This is a genomic window from Streptomyces sp. NPDC001536 (assembly GCF_042894505.1).
GTDB lineage: Bacteria > Actinomycetota > Actinomycetes > Streptomycetales > Streptomycetaceae > Streptomyces.
Window position 1 is genome coordinate 54,059 of the sequence record NZ_JBIAVQ010000018.1, and the last position, 21,944, is coordinate 76,002.

The following is a 21,944-nucleotide window of genomic DNA, read 5'->3' on the forward strand; positions in this document are numbered from 1 at the left end:
GCCACATGTTTCTCCCGCGCGGTATTCCCCTGTGCTCAGGCTCTGCGACGCTGCGGCCAGAGGTAACCGAGTTGCCTGGCAAACTTTGGTGAGCCACCGCAGACGTCGGCGGCTTGGCGCGGGTCAGCTGCGACGAGTTGCTCAGCGAGCCGTTCAGCTTGGTCTGCCGGGTTGTCACTGGAGACGGCGAGGATCATCCGGAACTGCAGCCAAGGACGACCTCCACTGATAGCCGAGCGGCCCGGATGGAAGAGGAAGACGTTGACCTGGTCTGGTTCCCAGGGCCAGGCGGACACGGCGCCGAGTTCGCATTCCCACCGTGCGAGCCAGTCAGGGCGTTCTCGCAGACATTGCTCCAGTAGTCGTGCAACGGTCCGCGCCGGCCATTCCCAGCTGCGGTCCGTGGTCGCCCGCTCGACTTCTCGTACTCCTGAGCCTCGAAACGGAAGGCAGGCAGGGCAACCTCGTCCTCGTCGGGATTACGCCACTTGTCCCAGAGCACGTCATCGCCGTCGCGCCGGATGGTCACGTAGAGAGCGCCGCAGCAGCCTTCGGTGCAGGATGCCTCGGCCAGCCGTACCTCGTGTGGTACCGACGCAGCAGTGAGAGGTCCGCCGGACACCAAGAGGTACTGGGGATCTTCGCCCGGACCCTCTGTAAATGCGTCAGCCAGGATGTCTCTACCATCAACCAGCGCCCGAACCTCCACGTTCGCACCGCTCTTCCAGAGCCAGGGCACCACCGCGAGCCGCTGGATTCAGCACCGCCGGTGCCAGTCCGGCTCACTGCAGCAGGGCGTTCCGGGCTGCCTACGGCATGTCTCCGCGCGCATGGCAGGCTGCGTCGGCCACGGCCGAGCGCGTCATATCCGGGCGGCGTCTGATCCCGGCGAGGTGGCGCTCACCTCAGGGAGCGGTAGAAGTCCAGGTGGCGCTCGGCGGCCTCCGCCCAGGTGTGGCGGGCGGCGAGTTCACGGCCAGCGGCCCGTCGGGCGGGGTCGGCTTCGGTGAGCGCCCGTTCGAGCGCGGTGGCGAGGTCCGCGGGCGTGTCCGCGAACCAGGCGGCGGGCCCGAACACCTCGCGCAGGACCGGCAGATCGCGGACGACGAGCGGTACCCCGGCGGCCAGTGCCTCCATCGCCGCGAGCCCGAAGCCTTCCTTGACGGAGGGAAAGGCGAACGCGTCGGCAGCCGCCACGAGCGGCGGCAACTCCTCCTCCCCCACCGGCCCGAGCACCACCGGATCCACGCCCAGCTCGACGGCCCGTGCCTCCCAACTCGCCCTGTAGTCGCGGTAGTCGAAGAGGGTCTCGCCGCCGGCGATCACCAGGCGTACGTCCGGCCGCCGAGTGCGCAGGAGCGCGTACGCCTCCAGCAGGTCCAGTGATCCCTTGCGGGGCTCGATGCCACCCACGGTGAGGACGTACAGGCCGAGGCGGTCGCGCCAGGCGTCGCGGGCCACCGGGTCGGTGCCCGCGAAGCGCTCGTAGGCCACGCCGTTGGGGATGACCTCGGCCTTGATGCCCCAGCCGGCGGTGAGTTCGTCGGCGACCGACCGCGAGACACAGAGGTGCGCATACGGCTCGACGATGGCCCGTTCGTGGCAGGCGGCCAGTTCGGGGGTGGTGAAGTGGTCGAGGTGGTGGACCGTACGGACGCAGCGGCCCGCCGCGTTGGCGCTGATGCAGTCCTGGGCGTGGACGATGTCGTACGGGGAGGGGTCGAAGGCATCGCGCAACGTGGCGATGGAGCGGAGGATGCGTTCCCCGACGGTCTCGTCCTCGCATCCGTCGGCGAACGGCACGATCCGGACCCGCACGGCCGGGTCCACGGGCCGGAAGAAGCGGTCGTCGCCGCCCCGGCCCAGCGACCAGACCGTGACGTTCGCGCCTGCCGCCGCCAGTGCTTCGGCGAGGGCGAGGGTGTGGACGACACCGCCGCGCGGCTTGGTGGAGTAGCTGAGCAGGGCGATCTTCACGAGGGAGTCTCCCGGTAGGCGGCGGGGCAGCGCTCGTCCAGGTGACGCAGGACGCGGCGGGCCCGGTCCATCTCGGCGGCCACGTCGACCTCGGCGACGGCGAGGCCGGCCTTGGCCCAGGTGCGGGCGAGGATGTCGCCGCCGGGGCCGACCACCTTGGACTGGCCGAGGAAGCGCATGCCGCCCATCGCGCCGGTCTGGTTGGAGGAGGCGAGGACGACCTGGTTCTCGGCTGCGCGGGCCTGGTCGTAGAGGTCGAAGAGCTTGGCCTGGCGGTCCTGGGCCATGCGCGGGGCGCGGTTGGTGATGCTGGTGGGCCAGGCGGACAGACAGGCGAGGATCTCGGCGCCGTCCAGGGCCAGGGAACGGGCGGACTCCGGGAACGTCTTGTCGTAGTCGATGAGCATGCCGATCCGGCCGACCGGCGTGTCGAAGGCGTCGAAGCGGTCGCCGGGCGCGTACGCGGCCGTCTCCCCGGCCGGGAGGTGGACCTTGCGGTGGCGGCCGAGGACGCCGTCGCCGCTGACACAGACCGCGGCGTTGTAGCGCTCGTCGCCGCCGTCCTCGCAGTAGCCGACGCAGACCACCATCTCGGCGGCGAGGCGGGCGACTTGGAGGATGAGCGGGTCGTCCGGCTTGAGGGCCGGGGGCAGCGCCTCGGGGTCGGGGTGGCGCAGGTCGGCGAGGTAGCCGCCGAGCGCGGCGTCGGGCAGCACGAGCAGTCCGGCGCCCGACTTGCGTGCGTCGTCGATGAGTTTGGCGATGCGGGCGAGGTCGAAGTCCAGGTCGCGACCGAAGTGGGCGGCGGCGGCCGCGATCCGGATCGTGCTCATGTGGTGACTGCTCCTGCGTAGGTGTAGGTTTCCGGGCGCCGATCGCGCAGGTGCCCCATGGAGCGGCGGGCGGTCTCCAGGGCCTCGGCGACGTCGAGTTCGGCGATCGCCAGGCCGGCTTCGACGCCGGTGTCGGCGAGGATCTCGCCGCCGGGGTCTACGACCTTGGCGCTGCCGACGAAGCGTAGCGACCCGAAGGTACCCGCTTGATTGGCGGAGATCCATACGATCTGGTTCTCCAGGGCGCGGGCCCGGTCGAAGAGATCGAAGCGGCGCTTCCAGCGGTCGCCCGCGAGATCGGTCACGGCGTTGGTCCGTGCGCCGGGCCAGGCGGAGACGACCACGCCGATCTCGGCGCCGTCGAGGGCCAGCGCCCGCGCGGACTCGGGGAACGCCTTGTCGTAGCAGATCATCATGCCGATCCGGCCGACCGGGGTGTCGAAGGCGTGGAAGCGGTCCCCTGAGGCGTAACTGGCGTCCTCGCTCAGCGGCTGGTGGACCTTGCGGTGGTTGCCGAGCACACCGTCACCGTTGACGCAGACGACGCTGTTGTAGCGGGCGTCGCCGGCCGCCTCGCAGTATCCCGCGACCACGGTCATCTCCCCGGCCAGGGAGGCCAGTCGGCGGATCTCGGGGCCGTCGAGGGCGAGCGCGGGCGGGCCCTCGTCCAGTTCGCTGTCGTCGTCGAGGCTGAGCAGGTATCCGCCGAGGCAGGCCTCCGGCAGGGCGAGGAGCCGTACCTCCTGCTCGCGGGCCTCCTTGATCAACCGTTCGGTGATCGCGAAGTCCTCTTCGAGGTCGCGGCCGAACTCGGCGGCCACGGCGGCCATACGCAGGGTGGTCATGCGGTCCCCATCCCGGTCACCGTGGAGGTGACCGCTTCGGTGATCTCTCCGTCGGGCCAGCGCAGCCCGACGCCTTGTCCATCTGTCAGCTCCCCGCACACGGCGCCCGTCGCGGGCCCCGCCGGGAGCGGTGGGCTGCCGGGCTCGTCGGTGGTGAGCATCGCGAAGCCGGGGAAACACGTGAACCAGTCGCCCGTCGTCGCGGTCCCCGGCCGGGGCACGGCGGCCACGTCGAGGACGGCCCCGCAGCCGCTCGCCTCCGCGAGCATGCCGAGCGTGCCGGCGATCCCCGCCATCGACACGTCCTTCGCGGCGGCCGGCCGGACGGTGGCCACCGAGCCGGTCATGGCGCGCAGTTCGTCCGTACGACGATGAGTGGACGAATCCCACTGACGGCCCCGGTATCCCGCGCGCCAGTTCCCGCCGAGGTCGGCGGTCAGCCGTACGGCATGGCCGGGACGCCCGCCGCCGCCCGGGACCGGATGGTCCGTGCGGCCGAGGGCGGTGACCGACAGGGCGGCGGGTACGCCGAGTTGGGTGTGCCCTCCGAGCACGGGCACGCCGTACGCCTGTGCGGCCTGCCCGAGTCCGGCGAGGATCCGTCGGGCGTGGGCCTCGTCCCGAGCGCCCACCGCGTCAAGCAACCCGACCGGTGAAGCGCCCATCGCCGCAAGATCGTTGACGTTGACGAGGACAGAGCACCAGCCCGCCCACTCCGGGTCCCGCTCGACCATCGATGGCACGATCGCGTCGCAGGCGGCGATCACATCCGTACCGGGAACAGGCGCCCCGTCGTCGCCGACGAATCCGGCGCCGCCAGGCGTGCCGGGGACGGCCCGCGCCCCCGTTTCCAGGGCCCCGCCGACCGGGTCCTGGCCGAGGGTACGGGCCGCCGCTGTGGGGAGGGCCGCGAGGAGCGGCCCGAGGGGCGACTTGGTGGCCGCCACGAGATCCGCGATCCGTTCGATCGGCCACCGCATCAGCACATGCGGGGCGTCCGCGACCGTCGTCGCACGCACCCGGCGCCAGCCGAGCCGCTTGAAGAGGACTTCGTTGCGGACCTGGACGGTCGCGTCGAAGCGCAGCACACCCTCGGCCTCCGCCCGCGCACAGGCCGCCCGGACGAGTGCGGCGCCGATGCCGTGCGGGCCGCGGGCGCCGGGGGCGACGACGAGCCGGCCGCCGGCCCACCAGCCGATGTCGGGGCCGTCGGCGACGGGACCGAGCCGTACGCCGCCGACGACGGTGCCCGCGTCGTCCTTGGCGACCAGCACCAGCGTACGGGGGTCGGCGTCCCGGTCGTCGAGGTCGTGACCCGTGAACAGGCCCTGCTCGTGGACGAAGGCGTCCCGGCGCAGTCGACGGTAGGCAGCCAACTCGCCTTTGTCAGCGGCCTGTTCGATGTGGAACCCGGGCCGGCGGGCGAGGGTGCTGCGGTCGCCGAGGAGCGCCAGGATGTCGACCGGCGCGTCCGCCCTGGGCAGGGCCGGGGATCCGTCGAGGTGCACGGACATCACCCGCCCGCCGTCTTCAGCACGCTGCACGCCCCGCAGGCCGCACAGCCCGCCCGCTGGTCGGCGCCGCTCATCCCTGCCGCGCGCAGCTTCGCCGCGACGCCCTCGGTGACGTATCGCAGCAGTTCCGCACCGGGCGGCTCGATCCCGTCCCGGGCGGCGAGAGTGCCGCCCATCGGCCGGAAGGGGACAACGAACGGATACACGCCCCGGTCTATCAACTTCCTGGCTCCCGCGATGAGTTCGTCGGGATCCTCACCGAGCCCGACGAGCAGGTAGGTGGAGACCCGGTTGGGCCCGAAGACCCGTACCGCCTCGTCCCACGCGGCCTCGTACTCGGCCATCGGGACGGTGGACTTGCCGGGCATCCAGCGCCGCCGCACGTCGTCGTCGAGGGATTCGACGTGGATACCGATGGCGGTGGCTCCGGCATCGTGGAGCGCGCGGATCCAGGAAAGGTCGGCCGGCGGTTCGCACTGCACCTGGATCGGCAGCCCCGGTACGGCTTTCAGCACCTCCCGCACGGACCGTACGAGATTGCGGGCGCCCCGGTCGGGACCGTTGGTCGTGCCGGTCGTCATGACCATCTGCCGCACGCCGTCCAACCGCACGGCGGCCTCGGCGACCTCGGCCAGCTGGGCCGGGGTCTTGGCGGCCACCGTGGCGCCCGAGCGCAGGGACTCCTCGATGGTGCAGAAGCGGCAGCGGTCGGACACGGCGTAGCGGATACAGGTCTGGACGACGGTGGTGGCGAGGACGTCGGAGCCGTGCAGGCGAGCGATCTGCTCGTAACGGGTGCCGTCGGCGGTTGTCAGGTCGTAGAACTTCGGACGGCTCACGGCGGTCAGGGTCAGGCCGGTGTCCGTGAGTGTCCCGGCCTCGTCGCCGAGCCACACCTTGCCGTCGCGTACGAAGTAGGGGCTGTCGGGGTTGGTGGGCAGCGCGGCGTTGGCACCGTCGACCAGGACGTGTCCGTCGTCGCTCGGTCCCGCACCGTCAGGCCGCCGCACGGGCGCATCCAACGCCACTCCGTGCAGGGCGAGTTCGGCGCGAGTCATGATCCGCACATCCACCGCCGTACTGGTCGTACCGGTGCCAACGCTCACGGCGTGCCCCTTACAGCTGGTAGGTGGAGTTGATGATGGCGCCCTTGCGCGCGTAGTGGATCAGCGCGTCCTGGACGTCCAGGGGGTGGGTCGGAATGACGCCCTCGATGAGGTCCTCCTCGCGGGCACCGTGCAGGGACAGGCCGAAGCGGCAGCAGAAGACCTTGCCGCCCTCTGCGATGAACGTCTTGAGCTGGTTGTTGATGTTGTGCTCGCCGGGGAAGGCGGAGTTGCCGACGGTCGGGAAGCCGCGCGTGGCCAGGCAGTTGAGCGAGCCCGGGCCGTAGAAGTAGATGGCGGTCTCGAAGCCCTTGCGCAGGGCGCGGGTGGCCTGGAGCACGGCGACGAAGGAGACCGAGGACTCGTGGGCGATGCCGTGGACGAGGGTGAAGTAGGTCTCGCCGTCCTCGGCCTTGTAGTCGGGGAAGACCTTGGTGGAGCCGTAGATGCTCGTGCCCTCGGGCAGGGACGGGTGGGGGATCTCGCTGAGGGACTTCTGCTCGATCTCGCTGAGTTCGACGGTTTCGGACATGGTTGTCTCCTTGTGCGTACGGAACCTGGAAGGGTGGAGGCCGGTCAGTCGTACAGCGCGGCGAACGTGTCCTTGAAGACGAGTTCGCCGAGTCCGCCGCCACCGGTCGCTTCGGCGAGCCGGGCGTACTCGCCCGTGAAGTCGCCCCACGGCTGGTCACTGGCGAAGAGCACGCGGTCGTGGCCGATACCGCGGCGCTCGATCTCCTGGGCCAGCCAGCGGGGAGTGAAGCCGATGGCCCACGAGAGGTCGGTGTAGACGCGCTTTCCGGCATCGATCCAGTCGAAGAACCGGGAGCCGACAAGCTTGATGTGGCCGCTCATCCCGCCGCCGAAGTGGACGAGATGGACGGGCACCCGCTCGGCGTACCAGTCCACCAGGTTGCCGACCTCGTCGATGTCGGAGGCGGCGCCGGGCGAGGTGTGGACGTGGACGACGAGGTTGTTGCGTTCGGCTTCCTGGAAGATGCGGTCCAGCATCGGGCGGCAGGCCGGGTCGGCGGGGCGCCCGCCCAGCAGGAAGCTCAGTTTCAGCGCCTTCACGCCCCGTTCGCCGGCCAGGGCGAGGGCGAGCTCGGTTCGCTCCGAGTCCTCCGGGCGCGGGGAGACCCACAGGCCGGCCCGGAGCCGGTCGTCGCTCTGGGCGGCCTCGATCGCCAGCTCGTTGAAGGAGAAGGCAATGGCGGGGTCGGGAACGCCGTAGTTGGGGATGACCAGGGCACGTTCGGTGCCCTCCGCATCCATGTCCGCGACGAGCTGCTTGACCGTGGCGCGGGCGGTGGTGTCGGGGTTGACGGGCGGTCCGCCGTAGAAGGGATACGCGGGCAGGACGCCGATGTGGCGGTGTGCGTCGAAGACCATGGTCCTTGTGCCTCCTTCAGCCGATCGGAAGTGCGGAGGCGAGTTCGCTGGGGGCACCCGTGAGGGCCCCGCAGACGTCGGCCATACGGCGCGAGACGTCGATGTGGTTCGCGAGGAACTCGGCGTCCCTGCCCACCGCCTCGAAGCGTCCGGAGCCCCACGAGTACTGCCAGGGCAGGCCCAGGAAGTACAGGCCGGGGGTACTTGTGGCGCCCCGCCAGTGCATGGGGTAGCCGCGGCCGTCGAAGGCGGGTATCTCGACCCACCGGTGGTCGCGGGTGAAACCGGTGGACCAGACGACGGAGGTGATGCCGGAGGCCTCCAGGTCCAGTGCGGCCGGCTGCTCCGAGGGTTCCCACACCGGTACGTACCGGGGTTCGACGGGGGCTTCGACGCCCTGTGCGGTGATGTACGCGTCGATGCCGTCCTTGATGCCCTCGGCCACGGCGTCCGCCCGGTCGAGGTTGACCTTGAGGTCGTCGGCGAACTCCAGCCGCGTGCCGTCGATGCCCGTCAGCCGGCCGTACAGCCGCATCCCGTCGCGGGCGAAGGTCCGCAGGTCGATGTCACGGCCGCCGTCCCGTCCGGTCACGTAGTGGTTGACCCGCATCCGGATGGCACCCGCGTCGTCGAACTCGTCGATGCTCTTGGCGTAGTAGCCCATGTCGTCGAGCCAGGCCACGCAGTCCCGGCCGCGGTAGAAGCGGGCCACGCGCGGCGCGCTGCCGACGGCCAGATGAACCTGGCGTCCGGCGAGGTGCAGGTCCTCGGCGATCTGGCAGCCGGACTGCCCGGTGCCGACCACGAGGACGGCGCCCTCGGGGAGCTGGTCCGCGTTGCGGTAGCGGGAGGAGTGGATCTGCTCGGCGTAGGTGGGCAGCCGCTCGGCCATACGCGGAACGGAGGGGGTGTGGTAGGGGCCCGTGGCCACGACCACCTGGTCGGCCGTGAACTTCCCTTTGCCGGTGTCCAGTTCGAAGACGCCGCCGGCGCCCCGGCTCAGTCCGGTGACGGCGGTGCCCTCCACCAGCGGGGGTTGGAAGAAGGCGACGTACTCCTCCAGGTAGCGGATGATCTCGTCGCGGACCATGAAGCCGTCGGGGTCGTCCCCCTGGTAGGGGAAACCGGGCAGTTTGCACTGCCAGTTGGGGGTCACCAGGCAGAACGAGTCCCAGCGGCGCTCGCGCCACTCGTGGCCGACCCTGTCCCGCTCGACGACGACGTGCTCGATGCCGCGCTCGCGCAGGCAGTAGCTGACCGACAGACCGGCCTGACCGCCACCGATGACCGCCACCGGGAAGTGGGCCCCGGCCAGCCGCGGCACACTCACCGTGTGCTCCCGTCGGCGTTGCTCAGGGCCTCGACGGCGACCTTGGCCCCGTCGAGGGAGGCGTACGCGGCCGCGGTCTCCTCGATCTGCGCCAGCTGGTCGGACGCACCGGTGCACGCGAACCCGTACTTCTCGCGCACCCGGTCGCTCGCGATACCGAGCGCCGTCCGGCTGCGCTCGAGGAAGTCGCCGAGCTCGTACACGCCACCGGGGGTGAGGTAGTTCTGAATTACCGTGGAAGGTGAGTAACAACGCTGGGTCTCTCCGTCGGGCCAGCGCACATGGAAATACAGCTCCGGCATGAAAGTCCTCCGTGCGAGGCGCCGAGGCTTTGCCACCTCGCCGCTGGTTGTGACGACCACTTCAGCCAGCGGGAATTGCGGGACGAGGTCATCCGGAATAAGGCGGAGTTACGGAGTCCTCACGGCGGGTAGGGATGCGCATACGCAGAGTTGCCTCTGAGGCAAATTCGGGCGTCATTCAGGGCGTTTAGGGACCGGGCAGAGGCGAACCCCGCCTTTCAGTCGACCTGCTCCCGTGGACTTTCCGCAGGTAGGCGACGAGTTCACGCAGGGACCAGCGGGTGAAAGGCCGGCCGAGCACGGTGGGGCGGGTGGTGGCCGTCTGGACAACGAAGTCCTCGCCGTCAGGGCTGAGTTGGCGGGGACGGCCTCCACCCATTGCGGGTCCTGGCAGATCTCGCAGAAGCGGTGGATCACACCCCGGACGGTGTCCTCGTCGGCCTGCACCAGCTGGACGACCACCGGCACCCGGTTCTCGCCGGCCGAAGCCAGCAGCATCAACGTGCGCCGGTAGCGCACCTGTTGTGGTTCACGGACTCGCCATAGCCGTCCCACCACGGCAAGCCGTGGCCGAAGACTTCGCGTCCGAGTGGGTGCCCTTCGCGATCGTCGTGATCGGTCTCTCCCTGCTGCTCCTGATGGTCACGCTCCGGTCCATCGCCATCCCCGTCAAAGCGACCGTGGGATTCCTGCTGCCCCTCGGCGCGGCCTTCGGTGCCACCGTGGCGGTCTTCCAGTGGGGCTGGCCCTCCTCGGCGACCGCGCCTGGTGGCTGCCCCGCCGCCTCGACCGGGCCCTGCCCCACCTCGACGTCGAAGGCGAGAACTTCCACGTCCCCGGCGCGAGCGAGGTCACAGGAAAGGGACTCGGCCACAGCGAGCCCATCACCCGTTGAACGAGGCTGGCGAGGATCGCTCCGACCTCAGTCAGCTGTCAGCGGGCACCTGGCCCATCACCGACCGCACGCGGAACTCGCCCAAGTGGAAGTGACCTGCCGGTTCGTCACACCCACGGACCAAAGTGGCCCGCCGCCCGGGCTGTGACCGTGACCGGCAACCGCACTCCCAGGAGGAACACAAACTCGCGCGCGGCCACGACCGACACGACGCGGATGCGGGCCGGCCCGGATCGCGTCGTCGCCTCGCAAGCCGGACCGCCAAGAGGAGGAGCACGGCGGCGGCCAGAGCGAGGACCACCGTCGCAGGCAGCGGCACACGGATGTCGGAGACCGTGCCGAGTCCGGCGAGGACGGCTCCGGTGAAGGCCAGTGACGGGCTGGTTTTGCCGTCGGTACGGACGATCTTCGCGTCGATGTCCTGCACGGCGTGATCGAGCGCCCGGTCAAGGGTGTACGCCGGAGGCACTTTCTGTGGGGGCGGCCGTCGGGTGGTCGGGCGTTCTCGGTGATTCGTCTTCCGGCTCCCGGATGAAGGCCTGGACCCAGGCCGGCCACCGAAACGTTGTCCGAGAAGCCCCTCCGGTCACTTCGGACAACCCTGCCCCCGTCCTCCTCGCCCCCGGTCGGCGTTGACAACCGCCCTCGCACCCCTCCATCATCATTCCACTAATCAGATAGTGGAATGGTGGTGGTGATCATGGAGTACCGCATCGACAGGCGGAGCGGGGTCCCTGCCTTCCAGCAGATCGTGCAGCAGACCAAGCAGGCGCTGCGGCTGGGCGTCCTGGTGCCGGGTGACCGGCTGCCCACCGCCAAGGAGGTCGCCGAGACCAGCACGGTCAACCCGAACACCACCCTCAAGGCGTACCGCGAGCTGGAGCGCGAGGGCCTGGTCGAACCGCGACCGGGCCAGGGCACCTTCGTACGCCGCACGCTGGCCCGCCCCTCGGCAGGGACCGACTCGCCGCTGTACGCCGAGTTGGTGGAGTGGATGTCGAAGGCGGCCGGGGCCGGTCTGGAGCAGGAGGACGTGGCCGCACTGGTCACGTCGGCGATGCAGAAGCAGTACGCCGCCGGGAACGCGCCGGCAACGGGGTCCACGACAATTAGGAGCACAGATGAGTGACGGTATGTACCCGGGGGAGCCGGCGCTTGAGGCGTACGGACTGGGGATGCGATACCGGCGGGGCTGGGCGCTGCGGGACTGCTCCTTCCGGCTCCCGGCGGGCCGGATCTGCGGCCTGGTGGGACCCAACGGGGCAGGCAAGACCACACTGTTGAACATCGCGGCCCATGTCCTGGAACCGACGAACGGCTCGATCAGCCTGTTCGGCGAGGCGCCGGGTTCGGCGGAGTCCGGCCGACGTACCGCGTTCCTCGCCCAGGAGAAGCCCCTGTTCCGCCGCTTCACCGTGGCGGAGACCCTGCGACTGGGCCGGGAGCTGAACCCCGGCTGGGACCAGCGCGCCGCCGAGGACATCATCCGCGCGGGCAATGTGCCCTTCGAGGCGAAGATCGGCACCCTCTCCGGTGGTCAGCGCACCCGGGTCGCCATCGCCCTCGCCTTCGGAAAGCGCCCCGACCTGCTGATGCTCGACGAGCCGATGTCGGACCTCGACCCGGTCGTGCGCCACGAGATCATGGGCATCCTCCTCGCCGAGGCCGCCGAGCGCGGAACCACCGTGCTGATGTCCACTCACGTCCTGGCCGAACTGGAGAACGTGTGCGACTACCTCGTCGTCGTCTCCGGCGGCGGAGTGCGTCTCGCCGGTGACGTGGACGAGCTGATGTCCGTGCACACCCTGGTCACCGGGGTCAGGGAGGGCGACGGTCTGCCTGTCACCCTCAGGAACCACACCCTCGTCGAGTCCCGGATCAGCGGACGGCAGTTCACCGCCCTCGTCCGCCCCGAGGGCCCGGTCACCGGCCCCTGGCAGACCGACGCCCCGAACATGGAGGAACTCCTGCTCGCCTATCTCCGCTCCCCCGAAGCACCACCGCTGATCACCCCCACCGCCCAGGTCCAGGGGTACGCGTTCGGCACCGGGACGGTGGCGGCATGAGCACCTTCACCAGCGCCTCGAACCCGACCGGCACCCCGACCGACGGCAAGAACGGGACCATGGACGCGACCACCACGGAGGCCACCCGGCGCCCCCGCCTCAGCGGAATGACCTGGCTGGTCTGGCGTCAGCACCGGGCCGCGTTCTGGACGATCCTCGCCGCCACCGCGCTCTCCGTGGCCTGGATGGTCTACCAGCGCGGCCAGCTGGTCGACTTCCTCGACGGCTACGGCTATCCCGGCAAGAGCCTCGACGAGGCGGGCAATCAGTTCCAGGAGTACTCCAGCGCGTTCAACCCCGTCTCCACCGGTCTCCAGGCGATACCCATCCTGCTCGGTGTCTTCCTCGGCGCCCCGCTCATCGCGGGTGACCTGGAGAGCGGCACGGCCAAGCTGGTCGCCGCCCAGTCCAAGAGCCGGACCCGCTGGCTCGTCACGAAGCTGTCGCTGGCCGGACTGGTGGTCGTGGTGAGCACGGGCGTGCTGTCAGCGGTGTTCGGCTGGTGGTGGAACCCCGTCAAGTCCGAGCCCTCGGTCATGGACTGGATGTCCAGCGAGGCCTTCAACAACACGGGCCCGGCGCCCGTCGCCCTCACCCTCTTCTCCGTGTTCGGCGGGGTCGCGATCGGTGTGGTGCTGCGCCGCACGCTGATGGCCATGGTCGTCACCTTCGGATTCACCGTGGCCGTCCAGGTCGTCTGGTCCTACTCCATCGTGTCGCTCGGCAACGCTGTCACGATCACGACGAACAAGGGTGTCATGGGCGAGAACGGGTACCCGTCGCTCCCCCGCGGCGCCTACGAGATCGACTACTCGTTCGTCACCGGCAGCGGGGATCTGGTGGGATTCGGCACCTGTTCGGGATCGCAGACCGACGCGGCGCGGCAGGCGTGCCTGGACAAGGCCGATGTCGTGGGCTGGTCGGTGGAGTACCTCCCGATGTCGCAGATGAACAGCATGCAGTGGTTCGGCGCGTCGATTCTGTTCGCCCTGACGGCCGGTGTCGTGGCGTTCCTCTTCTTCTGGGGCCGTAAGCGGCTCGTCTGAGTCCCGGTACCCCGCGCCCCCTTCAGCGGGGCGCCCCCTTCCCGCCCTCTGTTTCTTCGTCCGGTCCGCCGGGCTGCTTCGCCATGCCCGAAAGTCCGGAGAGAAAGGCATGCCTTGAAACACCGTAAGAGGCGAGTGGGCGAGGCTTCCGCTCTCGCCGTGGTCACCGCCGCCGCCCTGCTAGCCGCCCCGGAATCCGGAGCCGCACCGTCCGACAGCGGTACGGCGGGTACGGCCGGCGCCCTCGCCAAGGCCAGGACCGTCACCCTCGTCACCGGTGACCGGGTCACCCTCGACGCCACCGGGCAGGTCACCGGTGTGCGGCCCGGCAAGGGCCGGGAAGGCACCGCCTTCCGAATAGCGCGGAACGCCGACCGCACCTACGTCGTCCCGCGCGACGCCGAGCGGCTGCTCGCGAACGGCACCGCCGACCGGCGGCTGTTCGACGTGACGCAGCTGGTCAAGTGGGGATACGACGACGCGGCCCGCCCCGACCTCCCGCTGATCGTGACGTACGCCAAGGGCCGCACCCTCGCACCGAGCACGCTGTCCGCCGCCGGAGCCCGGGTCAGCCGGGACCTGCCCAGCGTCAACGGGGACGCGCTGAAAGCCCGTAAGTCCGAGGGCGCCGACCTGTGGGAGACGCTCACCGGCAGCGGGGGGACGGCGCGGGAGAGGTCGGCCGCCGCCGACCGGGTCGAGAACATCTGGCTGGACGGCAAGGTCGAGGCAGCCCTCGACAAGAGCACCGCCCAGATCGGCGCCCCCGAGGCATGGGCGGCCGGGTACGACGGCACGGGCGTCAAGGTCGCCGTGCTGGACACCGGGGTCGACGACACGCACCCGGATCTGAAGGGCCGTATCGACACGGCGAAGAACTTCTCCGAGTCGGCGGACACCGTCGACCGGGTAGGTCACGGCACGCATGTGGCGTCCACGGTCGCGGGGGCCGGCGCGCACTCCGGGGGCACGTACAAGGGGGTCGCACCGGGCGCCCGGCTGATCAGCGGCAAGGTGCTCGACGACAGCGGCTACGGCGAGGAGTCCGGGATCATCGCCGGTGCGCAGTGGGCCATCGCCCAGGGCGCCAAGGTGATCAACCTCAGCCTGGGCGGTCCCGACAGCCCCGGTGACGATCCCCTCGAACAGGCCGTGAACGACCTGTCCGCCTCCTCCGGCGCTCTCTTCGTGGTCGCCGCCGGCAACGAGGGCCCCGCCGCCGGCACCGTCGGTTCGCCGGGCAGCGCCGCCGCCGCGCTCACCGTCGGCGCGGTGGACCGCACCGACGCCATGGCCGAGTTCTCCAGCCGCGGCCCGACAGCGGACGGTTCCCTCAAGCCCGACCTCACCGCCCCCGGCGTCGACATCGTCGCCGCGAAGGCCGCCCAGGGCACGGAGGGCGACCCGGCCGCCGACGGCTACGTCTCGATGAGCGGTACGTCGATGGCGACCCCGCATGTCGCGGGCGCCGCCGCGATCCTCGCCCAGCGCCACCCCGACTGGACCGGAGAGCGTATCAAGGCCGCGCTCACCGCATCCGCCAAGCCGACCGCCGGTGTCTCGGCGTTCGCGCAGGGCACGGGCCGTACCGATCTCCCCCGAGCCCTCGACCAGCAACTCACCACAAACCCGGCCGCCCTCGGCTTCCCCGCCCAGCAGTGGCCGCACACCGACGACAAGCCGGTCACCAAGACGGTCACCTACCGCAACGACGGCGACCACCCCCTCATCCTCGACCTCACCACCGAGGCGTACGGCGAGGACGGAAAGCCCGCCGCCGAGGGCATGTTCGAGGTCTCGCCGAAGCAGCTCACGGTTCCGGCGGGCGCCACCGCGACCGCCCAGGTCACCGTCGACAGCGGCGCGGGCACGGCCGACGGCGGCTTCGGCGGCTCGGTCACCGCGACGGACGGGGCGGGCACGACCGTGCGGACCGGTGTCGGCGTACAGCGCGAGGTCGAGTCGTACAACCTGACCGTCAAGCACCTCGACCTCACGGGGAAGCCCACCGGGCGGTCCCAGACCGGGGTGCAGGGGCTGGACAACCAGATCTGGAACGACTACTCGGACGACACGGACGGCGAGTTCACCGTGCGGCTGCCCAGGGGCCGGTACAACCTCGAAGGCCGGATCGACACGGGCGCGACCCCCGAGTCCGGGGACCTGGCCCTCCTCCTCAACCCGAAGTTCTCGCTCACCCGTGAGACCACCCTCGTCATGGACGCCCGCAAGGCCAAGCCGGTCCGGATCACCGTGCCGGACGCCAAGGCCAAGCACACCGACGCCACCCTCAACTACGGGTTCGACATCGACGGGAACCGGAGCGTCAGCACGTACTACATGGGCGGCTTCGCCAAGCTGCGGGTCGGGCAGTTCGGCGCCCGGCTGCCCGCGAACGAGGCGTTCGCGCAGTACAACGGCACCTGGACGCACGGCAGTACGCACTACCGGCCGGCGATGAACCGTACCGGCGATCTGTCCGGATTCACCGCGAACCTGAAGCGCTCGCAGTTCGCCAAGGTCAGCATCCCCGCCGGTGCGCCCGCCAAGGGCAAGAAGGGGTCGCTCGTCGCCGCGCCCCTCACACCGGGGGACGGCTTCTGGCTCGACTTCCACCCGACCGAGTTCTCCCTGCCCGCCACCCTCACCGAGTACGTCCTGCCGGGCGTGAAATGGCGGTACGCCCTCTGGCAGACGAGTGGCACGGACGCGGACGGCGAAACCGTGTACGACGCCGGCCAGTGGACCGCGAACCCCCGGGCGTACAGCGCGGGCAAGCAGTACACCGAGCGCTTCAACACCGGCGTCCTCGGCCCGCACCTCACGGGCCCGCTGACCGGCAACGAGGACCGTCCGGGCGCGGTCCGCGTCGGTGACACCTTCATGGCGTACCTTCCGCTCTTCTCCGACGGCGCCGGGCACGTGGGCGACTCCCGTTACAGCAAGGCCAGGAGCACCCTCTACGCGGGCGGCACGAAGATCTTCGCCGCGGACACCGACCTGGCAGGGGTCTCGTACGAACTCCCCGCCGCCAAGCGCACGTACCGCCTGACGACGGACGTCTCCCGCCCCACCTCCCTCTCGTCGGTCTCCACCCGGGTCACCGCCGAGTGGACCTTCGCCTCCGCGCACGTCACCGGTGCCGGGCAGCGGCTGCCGCTGTCGGTGGTCCGCTTCACGCCCCGGCTGTCCACGGAGAGCACGGCCAAGGCGGGTACGCGTTTCTCTGTCCCGTTCACGGTCGAGGGCGCGGCCACCGCGCGCACCGCCCGCAACCTGGCCTTCTCCGTCTCGTACGACGACGGCCGGACCTGGCACCCGGCGAAGGTGGTCGACGGCAAGCGCCTCGACCTGCGCCACCCGCCGAAGGCGGGCACGGTCTCCCTGCGCGCGACCCTCACGGACGCGGACGGCAACACCCTGAAGCAGACGATCCATCGGGCCTACCGGACCACCAAGTAGGTGGTCGCACAAGCACGTTGGCAGGATGACCCCATGAAGTCTGTCCGAACAGTCGATCGGTTGTAGCTCTACTGGTTTGGTGCTGTCGTTGTGGTCCCGCGATTCCGTGTCGTCGATCGGCTCCGTGGGACCGGTCCTGACCATGGGGTCCGTCGGTGCGGTCTTGTCCGTGGGCTCGGTCGGAAGCGCTCTGCCCGTCGGCTCGGCGGGTCCGCCCTGTCACTGATCTCGACCGGGTCGTGGCGACCGATCAGACCGTGGGCTGCTCGTGGCCCGCACGGACCCGTCCATCGCGTGGTGTTCAGGCCGCCCGGCCCCAAGCCGGTTGTCATGCCGAATGGGTGACGACCGCGTTGAACACCTCCAGTCAACGTCCAGCTTTCGTTGACGAACAGCCCCTTCACCGGCCGTGACGGCTCCGTTGCGATCACGACTCAGTGTCTGCGCAGTGGCTCGCACAGAGACTGGGACAGCCAGTCATCACTGACGCCTGGACGGCCATGCGGTAAGCGGCAGCTTTGTCGGCCGTGCCGTGGTCGCGGCCCGGTCAGGCGATCCCGGTGCCGCGCAGCACCAGCAACGCCACGTCCACCACCGCCACGACGACCGCCGCCGCGAACGCCGCTCGCTCCCTCCGGCGTCCCAACACCGTCCCCGCCACCGCGACCAGGCCGACCACCGCGAGTGCCGCAATTCCCCATCCGCCGGGTGGTCCGGCCGGCCCCAGCGCCAGCACCGCGGACGCGGCCACCAGCGGCACCGGCAGCAGCAGCCGCGCGCGGTGCGGGCCCAGCCGGTGCGGCCATCCCCGCACGCCCGTGGCCAGATCACCGCGGATGTCGGGCAGCACATCGCCCAGATGGGCGCCGACCCCCAGCAACGCCCCGGCGGTGACGACCCACCAGGCCGGCCCCGGCTGCCCCGGCAGCCCCAGTGCCACGAACGCCGGGAGCGCGGCGAAACCCACCGCGTACGGCGCCCAGGACCATGCTGTCGACTTGAGTCGCAGGTCGTACGCCCACGCGGCCGCCACCCCGGTCAGGTGAACGGCGCCCGCCCACAGGCCACAGGCGAACGACAGCGGTACGCACAGGGCCAGCGCGGCGTACGCGGCCACCCACACCTCCGTGACACCGACGGTGCCGTCGACGACGGGTTTGCCGTGGCGGCCGGCGGCGATGTCCCGGCGCGCGTCGAACGCGTCGTTGCACCAGCCGACGGACAACTGCCCGGTCAGCACGGCGGCAGCGGTCAGGACACTACGGGCGGCGCTCTGGCCGGCGGTGCCGGCCAGAGCGGCCATCAAGGCGGTGACCGCCACGACAGGTCCGGGATGGCACGATCCGGCCAGGCCACTCAACCGGCCGGCCCAGCTCGCGGCCGGGCCGTCGGCCGTCGACTGCTCGGGAGTGCCCACCCGGCCGATCGTAGGCGCCCAGGCCCCGCCCGGCTCGAGCACGCGCCCCGGGACGCAGGGCCGGACGGGCGATCCATGGTGTCGAAGTCACGGCCCGGGGAACACGTGGGAAGCAACTCGCCCCAGTCGGTCACCGGACGGGAACCACATGACGCGGATCGCCGCCGTTCACGGTGTCCTCGCACCGCACCGTCGCACCCAGTCCGAGATCACCGACATGGTGGCCCGCACCTGCCTGCCGCAGGGCGGCGACCGCCGCGTCCTGGACCGGCTGCACCGCAGCGCGAAGGTCCACTCGCGCCATATAACACTGCCGCTCGAACAGTACGGAGAACTGGACGGATTCGGCGCCGCCAACGACGTCTTCGTCGCCGCCGCCACCGACCTGGGCGCCAAGGCCGTTCGAGACGCACTGCGCATGGCCGGTCTGTCCGCGGCCGACGTGGACCTGCTGATCTTCACCTCCGTCACCGGTATCGCCATCCCCTCCATCGACGCACGCCTGGTCGGCCGCCTCGGACTGCGGCCGGACGTCAAACGGCTGCCCCTGTTCGGGCTGGGCTGTGCCGGCGGTGCCGCCGGCCTGGCCCGTATGCACGACTACCTGCTGGGCCGGCCCGACCAGGTGGCGGTGCTGCTGTCGGTCGAACTGTGCTCACTCACCTTCCAGCGCAACGACGCCTCCATGGCCAACCTGGTCGCCACTGGTCTGTTCGGTGACGGCGCCGCCGCGGTCGTCGCCCGCGGTGCCCAGCGTCCGGGCCACCCGGACGAGATCGCCGGCCCGACGATCGTGGACACCCGCAGCCACCTGTATCCGGACACCGAACGCGTCATGGGCTGGGACATCAAGGACACCGGATTCAAGATCGTCCTCGACCCACAGGTCCCCGATGTCGTACGCCGTTACCTCGCCGATGACGTCGAGGGGTTCCTCGGCGACCACGGGATCAAGCCGAAGGACGTGACCGCCTGGGTGTGCCATCCCGGTGGCCCCAAGGTCCTCGAGGCCGTCACCGAAACTCTCGACCTGCCCGACGACGCACTCGATGTGACCTGGCATCACCTGGCCGACGTCGGCAACCTGTCCTCGTCATCGGTGCTCCACGTACTGCGCGACACCCTGGCCCAACGCCGCCCGCCACCGGGCACCCCAGGTGTACTGCTGGCCATGGGGCCCGGCTTCGCCTGCGAACTCGTCCTGCTGCGCTGGTAGTTCATCCCGCCGAAGGACACGAAGGACTTAAGGACACATGATCTGGTACGGACTGCTGGTGGCCGCCGTCGCCGTCGAGCGCGTCGCCGAGCTCGTCGTCGCCCGCCGTAACGAACAGTGGAGCACCGCCCGCGGCGCGACCGAGACCGGACAGGGCCACTACCCAGCCATGGTCGCCCTCCACACGGGCCTGCTCGCCGCCTGCCCGGCCGAAGTGTGGCTGGCCGACCGGCCCTTCGTACCAGCCCTGGGCTGGCCCATGCTGGCCGTGCTGGCGGGAGCCCAGGCGCTGCGGTGGTGGTGCATCCACACCCTGGGGCCCCGGTGGAACACCCGGGTGATCGTCGTACCCGGCCTGCCGCTGGTGACGGGCGGCCCCTACCGGTGGCGGTGGCTGCGGCATCCGAACTATGTGGCCGTCGTCGCCGAGGGCGTGGCCCTGCCGCTGGTGCACACCGCCTGGGTCACCGCGGCCGTGTTCACGGTACTCAACGCCGCTCTGCTCACCGTGCGCATCCGCTGCGAGAACCGGGCGCTGACCGCCGCGACCACGCCGACCGCGCCCGCTCCGGCGTGATCGACGTACTGGTGGCCGGTGGCGGACCGGCCGGTCTGGCCGCCGCCATCCACGCCGCGCTCGCCGGCTTGGAGGCCGTCGTCGTCGAACCCCGCACCGGGCCCGTGGACAAGGCTTGCGGGGAAGGCGTCATGCCCAGTGGTGTTGCCACGCTGCGCGCACTGGGAGTTGAGGTCACCGGTCGCGAACTGCGCGGCATCCGCTACCTGGACGGCACCACCCGCGCCGACGCGTCCTTCCGTGGCGGCAACGGTCTGGGAATCCGGCGTACGACGCTGCACTCCGCGCTGCACCGCCGCGCTCTCGACCTCGGCGTGCGCATGCTGCCGGGCAAGGTCGGCGAGGTGCACCAGAGCGCGGACACGGTCACCGCCGCGGGCACCACGGCCCGTTGGCTGATCGCAGCCGACGGCCTGCACTCCCCGGTGCGCCGCGGTCTGGGGCTGGAACTGCCGGGCCGCCCCCACGGCCGTTACGGACTGCGCCGCCACTACCGCGTCGAGCCGTGGACCGACTTCGTGGAGGTCCACTGGTCCGGGCACGGCGAGGCCTATGTGACACCGGTCGGCGACGACCTGGTGGGCGTCGCGGTCCTCAGCCGCAGCCGTCGCGGATACGACGAGCACCTGGCCGGCTTCCCGGCCCTCACCGCGTCACTGCGCGGTCCGGCCGCGACGGAGGTACGCGGCGCCGGACCACTGCGGCAGCGGGTGCGGCGCAGAACCTGCGGCCGTGTCCTGCTCGTCGGCGACGCCGCGGGCTACCTGGATGCCCTCACCGGTGAGGGCATCGCCCTCTCGCTGGCGACGGCCGGCGCCGCCGTCCGCTGCCTGGCCGCCGGGCGAGCGGACGAGTACGAACGCGCCTGGACCCGGCTGACCCGACGCCACCGACTACTGACCGGGGCCCTGCTGGCCGCAAGCCGCCGTCCCGGCACCGCCCGCCTCATCGTCCCCGCAGCTTCCCGGATGCCTCCGCTGTTCTCAGCCGCGGTCTACGCACTGCAATAGCAGCCACCCCCCGTTTCATACTGAAAGCAAATAGAACCAACCGTGTGCGCGCTCTCCGCGTCGGCGAAGGTCGCCAGAGGCGGGTCACAACATCGGAGGTTCGAGTGCTCCTCAAGACCGTTCAGCAGCTGTTCGAGCGGGCCTATGTGCCAAGTGTCCTGCTGTGAGCGCCGTGCCTGTGCCGAGCGGGTCAGGGCGACTTGAACCCTTCGGTAGGGCCCTGTGGTGGAGTGGCCTCATATCCCGTCGGAGTGCCCACCAAGGAGAACCGTGCCATCGGAACTCCGGGCGAGTTGCCGCAGCTTGGTGCGGCTGTTGTGCTCGACGAGGATCGGCACGTAGTTGGGGATACGGGCTTTGCTGAGTGGCTGGTAGCAGTCCTGCACCACGTCCCGCACGGTCGCAGCCGTCAGCAGGTGGGCGTAGGAGGCCGTCAGTCGGTCCGTCAGCTCCTGAATGGTGTCGGGTACCGCCGCTTCGGGCGTGTTCGCGCCCATGGGGCGCTCCTCACTGTCGCAGATGGCCGACCGCGGCATCCGTTCAGTGTCCGGGTGCTCGGTGCCGACCTGTCTACTCCCCACACTTGCACGGATCGTGTCCGTGGAACGGCCCACGAGATCTGTTCATCGACTCGCCATCTCGGATCGCCCGGCCCGCGGGCCGGGCGGCCGAGGGCTCGCGATGTCACCAGTCCCGGGTGCCTCGTTCACAGCATCAGCAGCTCTGGCGAGGAGGAAGATGCCGACTCCGGTGCGGGATTTACGCGACTGATCGGCGCCGGCCGGGGAACCCGGCAAAACGCCTTTCACCGCCTCGCCCGCTGCTGCGAACGCCGGGCCACTGTCATCGACGCCTTCTTCGACCTGGCCGACACCATCATCACCGTGCGCAGCCTGATCCGTCGGGCATGGACGACCCACCGCTGGGACGAACGCCCGAACCGCCGCCCATGAGCA

The 21,944-nt window shown here is 70.6% G+C and carries 19 protein-coding genes and 2 pseudogenes; 9 read left to right on the forward strand and 12 right to left on the reverse strand.

Annotated elements, in window-relative coordinates:
* Window positions 1–900 precede the first annotated feature (900 nt).
* From ACFY0U_RS37755 to ACFY0U_RS37800, 10 genes and pseudogenes are all read right to left on the reverse strand, one after another.
* Entirely contained in the window at window positions 901–1,977 is a 1,077-nt protein-coding gene (locus tag ACFY0U_RS37755) for an MSMEG_0565 family glycosyltransferase (protein WP_388643766.1), read from the reverse strand.
* Entirely contained in the window at window positions 1,974–2,810 is an 837-nt protein-coding gene (locus ACFY0U_RS37760; RefSeq protein ID WP_388643769.1) for a carbon-nitrogen hydrolase family protein, read from the reverse strand. Before ACFY0U_RS37760 ends, ACFY0U_RS37755 begins: the two co-directional genes overlap by 4 nt.
* The gene (locus ACFY0U_RS37765) at window positions 2,807–3,655 is read right to left on the reverse strand and encodes a carbon-nitrogen hydrolase family protein (protein WP_388643772.1); all 849 of its coding nucleotides are present in this window, start codon (window positions 3,653–3,655) and stop codon (window positions 2,807–2,809) included. The genes ACFY0U_RS37760 and ACFY0U_RS37765 overlap by 4 nt, the downstream gene beginning before the upstream one ends.
* Window positions 3,652–5,199 carry an MSMEG_0567/sll0787 family protein gene (locus ACFY0U_RS37770; protein ID WP_388643775.1) on the reverse strand — a complete coding sequence of 516 codons (1,548 nt, stop codon included), beginning with the start codon at window positions 5,197–5,199 and terminating at the stop codon, window positions 3,652–3,654. Before ACFY0U_RS37770 ends, ACFY0U_RS37765 begins: the two co-directional genes overlap by 4 nt.
* Complete coding sequence (locus ACFY0U_RS37775; RefSeq protein ID WP_388643777.1) at window positions 5,169–6,275, reverse strand: MSMEG_0568 family radical SAM protein; 1,107 nt, start codon at window positions 6,273–6,275, stop codon at window positions 5,169–5,171. The genes ACFY0U_RS37770 and ACFY0U_RS37775 overlap by 31 nt, the downstream gene beginning before the upstream one ends.
* A gap of 10 nt (window positions 6,276–6,285) precedes the next feature.
* Entirely contained in the window at window positions 6,286–6,807 is a 522-nt protein-coding gene (locus ACFY0U_RS37780; RefSeq protein WP_210590169.1) for an MSMEG_0572/Sll0783 family nitrogen starvation response protein, read from the reverse strand.
* Between the two features lie 44 nt (window positions 6,808–6,851).
* Complete coding sequence (locus tag ACFY0U_RS37785) at window positions 6,852–7,667, reverse strand: amidohydrolase family protein (RefSeq protein WP_388643780.1); 816 nt, start codon at window positions 7,665–7,667, stop codon at window positions 6,852–6,854.
* A gap of 16 nt (window positions 7,668–7,683) precedes the next feature.
* Window positions 7,684–8,997 carry an MSMEG_0569 family flavin-dependent oxidoreductase gene (locus ACFY0U_RS37790; protein ID WP_388643781.1) on the reverse strand — a complete coding sequence of 438 codons (1,314 nt, stop codon included), beginning with the start codon at window positions 8,995–8,997 and terminating at the stop codon, window positions 7,684–7,686.
* The gene (locus ACFY0U_RS37795; RefSeq protein WP_388643783.1) at window positions 8,994–9,299 is read right to left on the reverse strand and encodes an MSMEG_0570 family nitrogen starvation response protein; all 306 of its coding nucleotides are present in this window, start codon (window positions 9,297–9,299) and stop codon (window positions 8,994–8,996) included. The genes ACFY0U_RS37790 and ACFY0U_RS37795 overlap by 4 nt, the downstream gene beginning before the upstream one ends.
* A gap of 232 nt (window positions 9,300–9,531) precedes the next feature.
* Window positions 9,532–9,797 (reverse strand): annotated as a pseudogene (locus tag ACFY0U_RS37800) (IS630 family transposase); the annotation flags it as partial.
* Between the two features lie 238 nt (window positions 9,798–10,035).
* On the opposite strand from ACFY0U_RS37800, the gene ACFY0U_RS37805 reads away from it, so the two are divergent.
* The 5 genes from ACFY0U_RS37805 (at window position 10,036) to ACFY0U_RS37825 (ending at window position 16,768) form a co-directional block, all read left to right on the forward strand.
* The gene (locus ACFY0U_RS37805) at window positions 10,036–10,194 is read left to right on the forward strand and encodes a hypothetical protein (RefSeq protein ID WP_388643785.1); all 159 of its coding nucleotides are present in this window, start codon (window positions 10,036–10,038) and stop codon (window positions 10,192–10,194) included.
* A gap of 685 nt (window positions 10,195–10,879) precedes the next feature.
* The gene (locus ACFY0U_RS37810) at window positions 10,880–11,323 is read left to right on the forward strand and encodes a GntR family transcriptional regulator (protein ID WP_388643787.1); all 444 of its coding nucleotides are present in this window, start codon (window positions 10,880–10,882) and stop codon (window positions 11,321–11,323) included.
* Window positions 11,316–12,260: an ABC transporter ATP-binding protein gene (locus ACFY0U_RS37815; RefSeq protein WP_388643789.1), complete on the forward strand. Its 945-nt coding sequence runs from the start codon at window positions 11,316–11,318 to the stop codon at window positions 12,258–12,260. The genes ACFY0U_RS37810 and ACFY0U_RS37815 overlap by 8 nt, the downstream gene beginning before the upstream one ends.
* Window positions 12,257–13,306, forward strand: a complete 1,050-nt coding sequence (locus ACFY0U_RS37820) for an ABC transporter (RefSeq protein WP_388643790.1) — start codon at window positions 12,257–12,259, stop codon at window positions 13,304–13,306. Before ACFY0U_RS37815 ends, ACFY0U_RS37820 begins: the two co-directional genes overlap by 4 nt.
* 135 nt (window positions 13,307–13,441) lie before the next feature.
* A complete protein-coding gene (locus ACFY0U_RS37825) occupies window positions 13,442–16,768 on the forward strand; it encodes a S8 family serine peptidase (RefSeq protein WP_388643793.1) in 3,327 nt (1,108 codons plus the stop codon).
* Window positions 16,769–17,315: 547 nt separating this feature from the next.
* Here the strand turns inward: ACFY0U_RS37825 and ACFY0U_RS37830 are convergent.
* On the reverse strand, window positions 17,316–18,185 hold the full coding sequence (locus ACFY0U_RS37830) for a UbiA family prenyltransferase (protein ID WP_388643794.1): 870 nt from the start codon (window positions 18,183–18,185) through the stop codon (window positions 17,316–17,318).
* Window positions 18,186–18,333: 148 nt separating this feature from the next.
* Between ACFY0U_RS37830 and ACFY0U_RS37835 the strand changes: the two genes are divergently transcribed.
* The 3 genes from ACFY0U_RS37835 to ACFY0U_RS37845 are packed head-to-tail and all read left to right on the forward strand — an operon-like array spanning window position 18,334 to window position 20,988.
* Window positions 18,334–19,401, forward strand: coding sequence for a type III polyketide synthase (locus ACFY0U_RS37835; protein ID WP_388643795.1), 1,068 nt, complete (start codon window positions 18,334–18,336; stop codon window positions 19,399–19,401).
* 37 nt (window positions 19,402–19,438) lie between these two features.
* The gene (locus ACFY0U_RS37840) at window positions 19,439–19,978 is read left to right on the forward strand and encodes an isoprenylcysteine carboxyl methyltransferase family protein (RefSeq protein WP_388643798.1); all 540 of its coding nucleotides are present in this window, start codon (window positions 19,439–19,441) and stop codon (window positions 19,976–19,978) included.
* A complete protein-coding gene (locus ACFY0U_RS37845; protein WP_388643799.1) occupies window positions 19,975–20,988 on the forward strand; it encodes an NAD(P)/FAD-dependent oxidoreductase in 1,014 nt (337 codons plus the stop codon). The genes ACFY0U_RS37840 and ACFY0U_RS37845 overlap by 4 nt, the downstream gene beginning before the upstream one ends.
* A gap of 236 nt (window positions 20,989–21,224) precedes the next feature.
* On the opposite strand, the gene ACFY0U_RS37850 is transcribed toward ACFY0U_RS37845, so the two are convergent.
* Window positions 21,225–21,485: a three-helix bundle dimerization domain-containing protein gene (locus tag ACFY0U_RS37850; RefSeq protein WP_388643802.1), complete on the reverse strand. Its 261-nt coding sequence runs from the start codon at window positions 21,483–21,485 to the stop codon at window positions 21,225–21,227.
* A gap of 297 nt (window positions 21,486–21,782) precedes the next feature.
* Between ACFY0U_RS37850 and ACFY0U_RS37855 the strand changes: the two are divergent.
* A pseudogene (locus tag ACFY0U_RS37855) lies at window positions 21,783–21,941 on the forward strand (IS5/IS1182 family transposase); the annotation flags it as partial.
* Between the last annotated feature and the right edge of the window lie 3 nt (window positions 21,942–21,944).